The following is a 9042-nucleotide window of genomic DNA, read 5'->3' as shown; positions in this document are numbered from 1 at the left end:
ATGGAAAAGCATATCATGATGATCATAAAATTTGGAGGTAAGTGAAATGGTTGAAAAAGTGAAGACTGGAATACCTGGATTAGATGAAATCTTGAATGGAGGGATACCACGCAGAAACGTAGTCCTATTGGCAGGGGGACCTGGAACTGGGAAAACTATAATGGGACAACAATTCCTATACTATGGCTTAAAGAATAATGAGCCAGGAATATATGTGGCTTTAGAAGAGCATCCAGTACAAGTTAGGATAAATATGCAGCAATTCGGCTGGGATGTTAAGGATTATGAGGATGAGGGAAAGTTTGCAGTGATCGATGCATTCACAGCAGGGATAGGTGAAGCAGCCAAGAGGGAGAAGTACGTTGTTCCAAGCCCAGACGACTTCCCAACACTAACAGACCTAGTTAGACAAGCAATAAGAGATTTGAATGCAAAGAGGGTTGTAGTGGACAGTGTAACAACATTATACATAACAAAACCTGCAGTGGCAAGGAGTATAGTACTACAATTGAAGAAAGTGCTATCAGGTCTTGGAACCACATCAATATTAGTATCACAAGTAAGTGTAACTGAAAGGGGGTTTGGAGGTCCTGGAGTGGAACATGCAGCAGATGGAATAATAAGATTGGATTTAGATGAAGTACGTGGAAAACTGTATAGAAGCATAATTGTATGGAAAATGCGTGGAACAGCACACTCCATGCAGAGACACCCATTCGAAATAACTGATAAGGGGATAGTTATATATCCAGATAAAACATTAAGTGTAGATAGAGGTGTAAGTGCATGAGCATAACACTATCACCAATAGGAAGGGAAGATATAAAGAACCTTGAAACAGCACTACTAATAGAAACACTATTCAGAAAGGATGTATTAGAAGCATTAAAAGATCCATCACAAAGAATAACTTGGCTAACATCACTTGGAATAGCTGCAGGAGCTCTAGCAAGGGAAAAGGCAAAAATGACAACAAAACAGATAGCAGAAGAACTTGGAATAACAGAAGCCACAGTTAGAAGCCACTTAACAGGGAAAACAAAAGCCGGACAACTGGTAAGAGAAACCTACGAGAAATTCATAAAGGAAGGAGTAACAATGAAATCAATAGAAATACTACTATCAAAAGACGAAATAACCAACAAAATAAGCGAACTAGAGAAGACAATTGAAGAAATGAAGAAGAAAATTGAGGAATTGAAGAGTCTACTTAAATAAAAACACCCATTTTTCCCCTTCAATTTAAAGATAAATTATTAGGATCAAATATTCTGCTCCAAGAAGGATTCCAAAATGAAGGCTTTACTTAAAACTTCATGATAATAACCCTCAACATAATTGTATGTGAAAGATTCAGAATCATTCAAAACTCTCCGGAAAATCAATTTAAACATATGGAAATCGTATGGACGTGTGAGATCTATGAGGAAACTGCCTAAATCATTTTCATACATAAACGTTTTAACCTTATTGCTGTAGGATAAGCCAATGACAGGCTTACCCATCATAGAAGCCAAAATAAGTGGATGTAAACGCATACTAATAACACAAATTGACCCTCTAAGCAAGTCTAAGAGCCTATTGAAGGGCATTGAACCATAAAAGACCACATGAACCATACTCAAATTATTAACATTCTTCAAAACTTTAAGGGCAATATTCAAATCGGATTTTAAACCATGCTGAGCAATTAAGAAATACACCTTCACCCCCCTAACATCAATCAAATAGTTACAAAAATCAGATAAAACATTAACAAGATAATGTAAATCTAAATGTTCACCCATTAAAGGCATAACGTTACTTGAAATATCCTTCAAAACCAAAATTACATATGGATCCCCACCACCATTAAACTCAAAATTTGAACGAAACCTACTCAAATCATTGTAAATGAGGTAGGATAAATCCCTAAATACAAGAATGGGTTTGGAGACTGCTAGAGAATTGAGAAAGGCTCTTGAAACCAAATCCCTAACAGTAACTACATCTGAAATCCCCACAAGCAATCTAACGAGGAACTTATCGATTAAGGAGAAGGAGTGGGGGAACTCCACCCCCACAGACAACAACACAACTTTACAACCAGAAAGTTTGAAAAGCAAACTATAAAGGAATATGGAGAATATTGTGAAGCCGGGCTGAAGAATCCCACCACCACCCAAAACTAAAACCTTACTACTAAACAAAACTTTAAGGAAACCCAATGGATCCCTCAAACTAACAGCTTCAACACCATAACGTAAACGAATAAATTGTAGATTAGCATTAAATTGACTGGAAACAACAACGATCCTAGACTTATCAATAAACCTACTTAAACGTTTAACAATAGCATACAATATAACATCATCACCCAAATTCCCAGCACCATAATACCCAAAAACAGCAATATTCCGCTTAAATATCAGCACAAAACCCCAAACGATAATAAAAACAGAGGATATATGTAAGGAATCACGTGAAAAAAGGTGGAAAAAGCATTTCAAATATTAGGAAAAGAATTTCAGCATAAGGAATAGTCAAGATAAACTCAATAAAACTTTTACCCACAAAATAAACCATAATCTTATTTGAAAACCATTTTAATAGTGTCCAACCCTATTTTTGTCGCAAATACCATGAGCATTAATGCTATTATTAAGAGTAGTAGTGCATATGGCATCGACCCCAACAATTTAATTGCATTTCCACCACTGGCTAGTAATGCTAACCATGCATAATCCATCCATACATGACTCACATACATTACACTCAACCCTCTCACCCCATATTTTGCAGATTCCTCTATTAACGGATAGCCAACCGTAAGCCACCATGTTAAGAAGTATGCATTAAACCCTGTAAGTATCACCCCTATACCTACAGCTTCCAAAGGATTCAATACCGTCAAGTTTAATTCCGTAAAGGAGAATGCGCCACTTTGGAAAATATTCATGGAATCTTTAATTAGGAGATAGGAAAAGTATGCTAAGAAAAACGTAACTATAACGTTAAGTATTAACTTAATCTTCATTTTCATTAAAAACTTCCTGAATTGATTGATGAGTTTATAAAGCATGGTTACATATGGAAGTTCCACTATCATATGTCCCAAAGCTATCAAGAGACCTCCAAATAACCCCATAGAAGCTCCAGTAACTATTGCTGAAGCTGATAATGGCCCAGGACTTAAAGCTCCACTAAGCGTTATGGCCAATGTCAAAGACACAAGCTTCCTCACATTCATCATGAACACCTTAGGCTATAAGTTTAAAATTATTGATGAAGGATTTGCTGTAATAAACATTAAAATTTATTGATAAGAATTATGTTGTGAAAGGAGTTTTACTGCAAAACTATGCTGGAATTGTTAGAGCCTCTAAACTCTTTGGAAACTTGGTTAAAACTATGGGTTTATCTTCACCAATAACCACGGTATCTGAATGTCTAAAACCACCAAACCCATAGACACAAATCATAGGCTCCACGGTGGTAACCATATTAGGCTTCATAATCCTATGATTGAAAGCCATATCATGCCAATACTCATGCCCACCTAAACCTATACCATGACCAGTACGATGGAAAACGTAATCGCCGAAACCAGCATCCTCAATAACCTTAAGTGCAGCAGCATCAATATCAGAAACCCTCCTCCCAGCAACACACATACTTATCCCACACTCCTGAGCCTTAGTGGCAACTTCAAAGAATTTAACATGCTTCTCACTAGGTTTACCAACTATGAAAGTCCTCTCATCCTCAGCCCAATAACAATTCAATCTAACACCAACAACAGCCAGCAAAGTATCACCCTTCTGAATCCTCCTACCATTAGGCATACGCCAACCATGAGGCATAGCACCTTCAGGGCCAGTACCAGTAAACCCTGCAGAAACCTCTATGGAAACATCGGAGGGATACCTCTTAGCAGCCTCCTTAGCAATTTCATAAGCAACTTTATGGCCAATTTCAACATTAGATAAACCAACCTCTATAGTCTCCCTCATCTTCTCCAAACCATAATCAGCCAATTCAGCAGCTTTACGCATCAAATCAAGTTCATATTCATCCTTAACTAAACGCATCTCTCTCAAAATCCATGAAGCATCGTACACTTCAACTCTAGGTAAATGCATTTTAATGAAGGATTTAACCGCAGAATTATCCACATCAAACCCTATTGAACCCTTAACAACCCCCTTATCCTCCAACATCCTACAAACAAGGAATGGGAAATCCTTGGTGTAATACCTCCTACCAGTCAATCTTGGATGCTCATCATAAAATACAACATCCTTAATCCAATGAGCCCCCTTCTCCAACCCATACCTATAATGGTTAAAGGAAAGCTCATTTAAAATCATGGAAGGCTCACCATCAATTGGAATCACGGTAGCCACAGGCCTCTCCCAAGGCTCAACATCCAAGAAGAATCCTGAAACATAAATCGTATTTAGAGAATCAAAGACCACTAAAGCACTGAGTTCACTCTTAGACAGAAACTCCCTAATGCGATTCATCCGCCGTTTATAGACATCCAAGTTATACAAACAAAACACCCCAAAGAAACATTTAACTAAAAACACCGTTTAAGATTTACGTTCCAAAAACTGTAAATGCATAAATGCAACACGTATATATCGGTAAAAGCAAACAATGATTTATGGGAACTTAAAGGGGTGGTGAAGTGAGCAAACAAATTGAAATCCAGAAGATAGAGAGGGAAATCGTAAAGAGGAGGAGATCAATTAAACCAATAAATGAAAGAATTGCAAAATTAAGGGAGAAAAGTGAGAAAAGCCCTGTCAAAGTTTCGCTGGAAAGAGCAAAATTAATAACTGAATTTTACATGAGCGGTAAAGCTTCCGGAAAATCCACCCCAGTACAAAGGGCATTAGCCTTCAAACATTTAATGGAAAATGTCAGCATACCCATTGAAGAGGGGGAATTAATAGTTGGATTGAGGGGGACTGGACCAAAAGAGGTACCCACATACCCAGAAATATGCTGCCACAGCCTTCAAGACTTAGAAACACTGAAAAGCAGGAAGAATATGCCATACCAAGTTGATGAAGAAACATATCAATACTATAAGGAAGTAGCAATACCTTTTTGGAGAGGAAAGAGTATAAGGGATATAATATTTGAAAATATGCCAAAGGAATGGATAGACGCATATGAAGCGGGAATATTCACTGAATTCATGGAGCAAAGGGCACCTGGACACACCGCTGGAGGAGGGAGAATATTCAAAATTGGAATAAACGATATAAAGAAGGAGATAAAGGAAGCAATGGAGAAACTGGATACAAGCGACCCAGAATACTACGAGAAAATGGAAGAGTTAAAGGCTATGGAGATAGTTGCTGATGCAATACTAATATACGCGAAAAGATGTGTGGAAAAACTAAGGGAAATGCTTGAAAAGGAAAGTGATCCAAGGAGGAGAGAAGAATTGAAGGAGATGATTGAAATATGCAGTTGGGTTCCAACAAACCCACCAAGAACATTTTGGGAAGCTCTACAACACTACTGGTTCATACATGTAGGCATAACCTATGAAACAAACCCATGGGACTCATTCACCCCAGGAAGATTAGATCAACATTTATACCCATTCTATAAAAAGGACATCATGGAAGGGAGACTCACAAGGGAAAGAGCAAAAGAATTACTACAAGCCTTCTGGTTAAAATTCAATAATCAACCAGCAGTACCAAAAGTTGGCGTTACAGCAGAAGAAAGCTTCACATACAATGACTTCTCAAAAATAAACATAGGAGGATTAACAGAAGACGGGAAAGATGGAGTAAATGAACTCTCATACCTAATACTCGAAGTACTAAGTGAAATGAGAACACTACAACCAAACACAGCAGTACTAGTAAGTGATAGAAATCCAGATAGATTCATAATAAAAGCAATAGAAGTAATGTCTCCAGGATTTGGAGAACCACCATTCTTCAACTTCGATGGAGTAATAGTGAAAATGCTTAGACAAGGGAAAACCCTTGAAGATGCAAGAACCTCTGGAGTTAGTGGATGCGTTGAAACAGGAGCTTTCGGCAAAGAAGCATACATACTCACTGGATACATAAATCTACCAAAAATACTAGAAATAACTCTAAACAATGGAATAGACCCAAAAACTGGGAAGAAGATTGGATTAGAGACTGGAGATCCTAGAAGCTTCAAATCCTTTGATGAATTATGGGAAGCATTCGTAAAGCAGTTTAAATACTTCATGGACATAAAGATGAAGGGGAACGACATAATAGAAGCAATATATGCAAAGTATCTACCAGTACCATTCCTATCACTATGGATAGAAGACTGCGTTAAAAACGCAAAAGACTACAATGCTGGAGGAGCAAGGTACAATACACAATATGTGCAGATAGTTGGATTGGGAACCTTAACAGACTCGCTGGTAGCAATAAGATATCATGTATTCGATAAAAAGGATATAAAGATGGAGGATCTTCTCGAAGCTTTAAACAAGAATTTTGAAGGATACGAAATCCTAAGACAAATATTACTGAATAAAACGCCGAAATATGGGAATGATGATGATTATGCAGATGAAATAGCAAAAAGGATAGTTGACATGGTAGTTAAGATAGTTGAAAGCTATCCACCAACACCAATAAGAAGAGCAACAAGAAGAGTATACTTCCTACCAACAACAGTACACGTATACTTCGGAAAGAAGACAGGTGCAACACCAGACGGTAGACTAGCAGAAAAACCATTATCAGAAGGAATATCCCCAGTACAAGGAATGGATAGAAAGGGGATAGCAGCCGTATTCAGATCAGTGACAAAAATAGATTGGGATAAAACTGGTGGAGCACTCCTAAACATGAGACTCACACCAGACCTCGTAGAAGGAGAGGAAAACATAAAGAAACTTGCACAACTACTAAGGGTATTCTTCAGGATGGGTGGACACCACGTACAATTCAACGTTGTAACCACAGAGCTATTAAGAGAAGCACAAAAGAGACCACAAGATTTCCAAGACTTAATGGTTAGAGTTGCAGGATACAGCGACTACTTCGTAAACTTGCCGAAGGGGTTACAAGATGAAATCATTGCAAGAACAGAACATAAAGAATTCTAAAGGGGAAGTTAAGGGGCTAATCTTCAATATACAGAGATACTCAATACATGATGGACCTGGAATAAGAACAACAATATTCTTCAAAGGATGCCCATTAAGTTGCTGGTGGTGTCATAATCCAGAAGGGATATCCCCTAAAAAGGAGATAATGTACTTTGATTACAAATGCATCAAATGCAAAACATGTAGCAGAGTATGCCCAACAAAATCCATAAAATTTGCTGATGAAAAAATCGTGATAAACAGGGAGAGCTGCATTGGATGTGGAATATGCGCAGAAGCATGCCCCACGGGAGCAATAAAACTTGTAGGGATGGATGTAGATGTGAAATATCTCATCACGGAAATAGAGAGGGATATAAGACTATATGATGAAACCAATGGTGGAGTAACATTCTCAGGTGGAGAACCACTATACCAACCAGAATTCTTAATAAATCTGGCAAAAGAATGCAAGGAAATTAACATCAACACAGCCCTAGACACATCTGGATACACTACAAAGGAAATCATGCAAACAGTGGCAAAATATATTGACATATTCTTGTATGATGTAAAAATAATGGATGAGGAAAAACATAAAGAGTACTGTGGAGTATCAAATAAACCAATAATAGAAAACCTGAAACTACTTGTGGAATTAGGCCGGGCAAAGGACATAATACTGAGATTCCCAATAATACCTGGAATAACAGATACTGAAGAAAATGTTCAAGGCATTTCAAGACTAATAACCGAAAAATTAAGGGGTGTAGGTGAAATTGACCTCCTACCATTCCATAGCGTGGAAGAGAAGTATGCCAGACTTGGAAGACCATACCTGATGAAAATTCACAACGCCCCCACAGATGAAACATTAAAAAGAATAAGGGAAGAATTTGAGAGGATAGGGTTATATGTCAAAATAGGAGGATAAACACAATAACCGCATATACCAATCAACAATCCACTTCGCTAAAACATTAAGTTAAATATACCTCACACAACATCATTATTATTCATGAAACACAAGTTATTTGTAACCAGAGAGCTTTTCAAAGATGTTATTGAGAAAATCTCAAAGTATTATGAAGTGGAAGTTTGGGATAGGTATACGCCGCCACCATATGAAACCCTCATTGAAAAAGTTAAGGATGTAGATGCCATAGTATCACTGTTAACGGATAAAATTGATTGCAACCTCATTAGCAAAGCTAAGAGTCTTAGGATAATAGCCCAATATGCTGTTGGATTTGATAATATTGATTTGGAATGCGCAACTAGAAATGGAATCTACGTAACAAACACTCCAGGCGTCTTAACAGAATCCACAGCTGAACTCACATGGGCATTGATATTAGCCGTATCTAGGAGGATTGTTGAAGCAGACAACTTCGTTAGATGGGGGGAATGGTGGAGGACTGGAACTGCATGGCACCCAAAAATGATGCTTGGAACGGAACTAATGGGGAAGACATTGGGAATAATAGGGTTGGGTAGAATTGGAAGTAGGGTGGCTGAAATAGGGAAAGCATTCAAAATGAGAATCATATACTATGATGTTAATAGGAACTTTGAAATTGAAAAACAACTCTCAATAGAATATAAGAGTTTAGAGGAACTTTTAAGGGAAGCAGACATAGTGAGTATACATGTACCATTAACAAAGGAAACATACCACCTAATAAATGAGGAAAAGCTGAGGTTGATGAAGAGGAATGCGATAATAATAAACACTGCGAGGGGGGCAGTAATAGACACTAAAGCATTAATCAAAGCTTTAAATGAGAATTGGATTGCAGGGGTAGGGTTAGATGTATTTGAAGAGGAACCACTACCACCAAACCATCCATTAACAGCATTTAAAAATGCCGTAATAGTGCCACATATTGGAAGCGCAACATATGAAGCTAGACATGCAATGGCAGAAATAGTTGCGGAAAATCTAATAGCAT

8 protein-coding genes are annotated in these 9042 nt (G+C 37.7%); 5 read left to right on the top strand and 3 right to left on the bottom strand.

The window, feature by feature from the left end; genetic code table 11:
• The first annotated feature begins 46 nt into the window (after positions 1 to 46).
• Together MRT15_RS07305 and MRT15_RS07300 are read left to right on the top strand one after the other, a co-directional pair.
• Complete coding sequence (locus MRT15_RS07305; protein ID WP_304329327.1) at positions 47 to 790, top strand: KaiC domain-containing protein; 744 nt, start codon at positions 47 to 49, stop codon at positions 788 to 790.
• Positions 787 to 1218 carry a hypothetical protein gene (locus tag MRT15_RS07300; RefSeq protein WP_304329325.1) on the top strand — a complete coding sequence of 144 codons (432 nt, stop codon included), beginning with the start codon at positions 787 to 789 and terminating at the stop codon, positions 1216 to 1218. The genes MRT15_RS07305 and MRT15_RS07300 overlap by 4 nt, the downstream gene beginning before the upstream one ends.
• Positions 1219 to 1262: 44 nt before the next feature.
• On the opposite strand, the gene MRT15_RS07295 is transcribed toward MRT15_RS07300, so the two are convergent.
• From MRT15_RS07295 to MRT15_RS07285, 3 genes are all read right to left on the bottom strand, one after another.
• Positions 1263 to 2360 (bottom strand): polysaccharide pyruvyl transferase family protein, encoded by a 1098-nt coding sequence (locus tag MRT15_RS07295; protein WP_304329323.1) that lies wholly within the window; start codon positions 2358 to 2360, stop codon positions 1263 to 1265.
• Positions 2361 to 2569: 209 nt separating this feature from the next.
• On the bottom strand, positions 2570 to 3211 hold the full coding sequence (locus MRT15_RS07290) for a LysE family transporter (RefSeq protein WP_304329321.1): 642 nt from the start codon (positions 3209 to 3211) through the stop codon (positions 2570 to 2572).
• A 127-nt stretch (positions 3212 to 3338) separates the two neighbouring features.
• Positions 3339 to 4535 (bottom strand): Xaa-Pro peptidase family protein, encoded by a 1197-nt coding sequence (locus MRT15_RS07285; protein WP_304329320.1) that lies wholly within the window; start codon positions 4533 to 4535, stop codon positions 3339 to 3341.
• Positions 4536 to 4672: 137 nt separating this feature from the next.
• Between MRT15_RS07285 and hypD the strand changes: the two genes are divergently transcribed.
• From hypD to gyaR, 3 genes are all read left to right on the top strand, one after another.
• Positions 4673 to 7108, top strand: a complete 2436-nt coding sequence (gene hypD, locus MRT15_RS07280) for a trans-4-hydroxy-L-proline dehydratase (protein ID WP_304329318.1) — start codon at positions 4673 to 4675, stop codon at positions 7106 to 7108.
• Entirely contained in the window at positions 7071 to 8024 is a 954-nt protein-coding gene (locus tag MRT15_RS07275) for a glycyl-radical enzyme activating protein (protein WP_304329316.1), read from the top strand. The genes hypD and MRT15_RS07275 overlap by 38 nt, the downstream gene beginning before the upstream one ends.
• An 84-nt stretch (positions 8025 to 8108) precedes the next feature.
• Positions 8109 to 9042: glyoxylate reductase (gene gyaR, locus MRT15_RS07270; RefSeq protein ID WP_304329314.1), on the top strand; the 934-nt coding region annotated here is incomplete at its 3' end.

The sequence above is a fragment of the Candidatus Culexarchaeum yellowstonense genome (genome assembly GCF_024707025.1).
In the GTDB taxonomy this organism is placed as follows: domain Archaea; phylum Thermoproteota; class Methanomethylicia; order Culexarchaeales; family Culexarchaeaceae; genus Culexarchaeum.
This window is presented reverse-complemented; position numbering and strand designations above follow the sequence as displayed.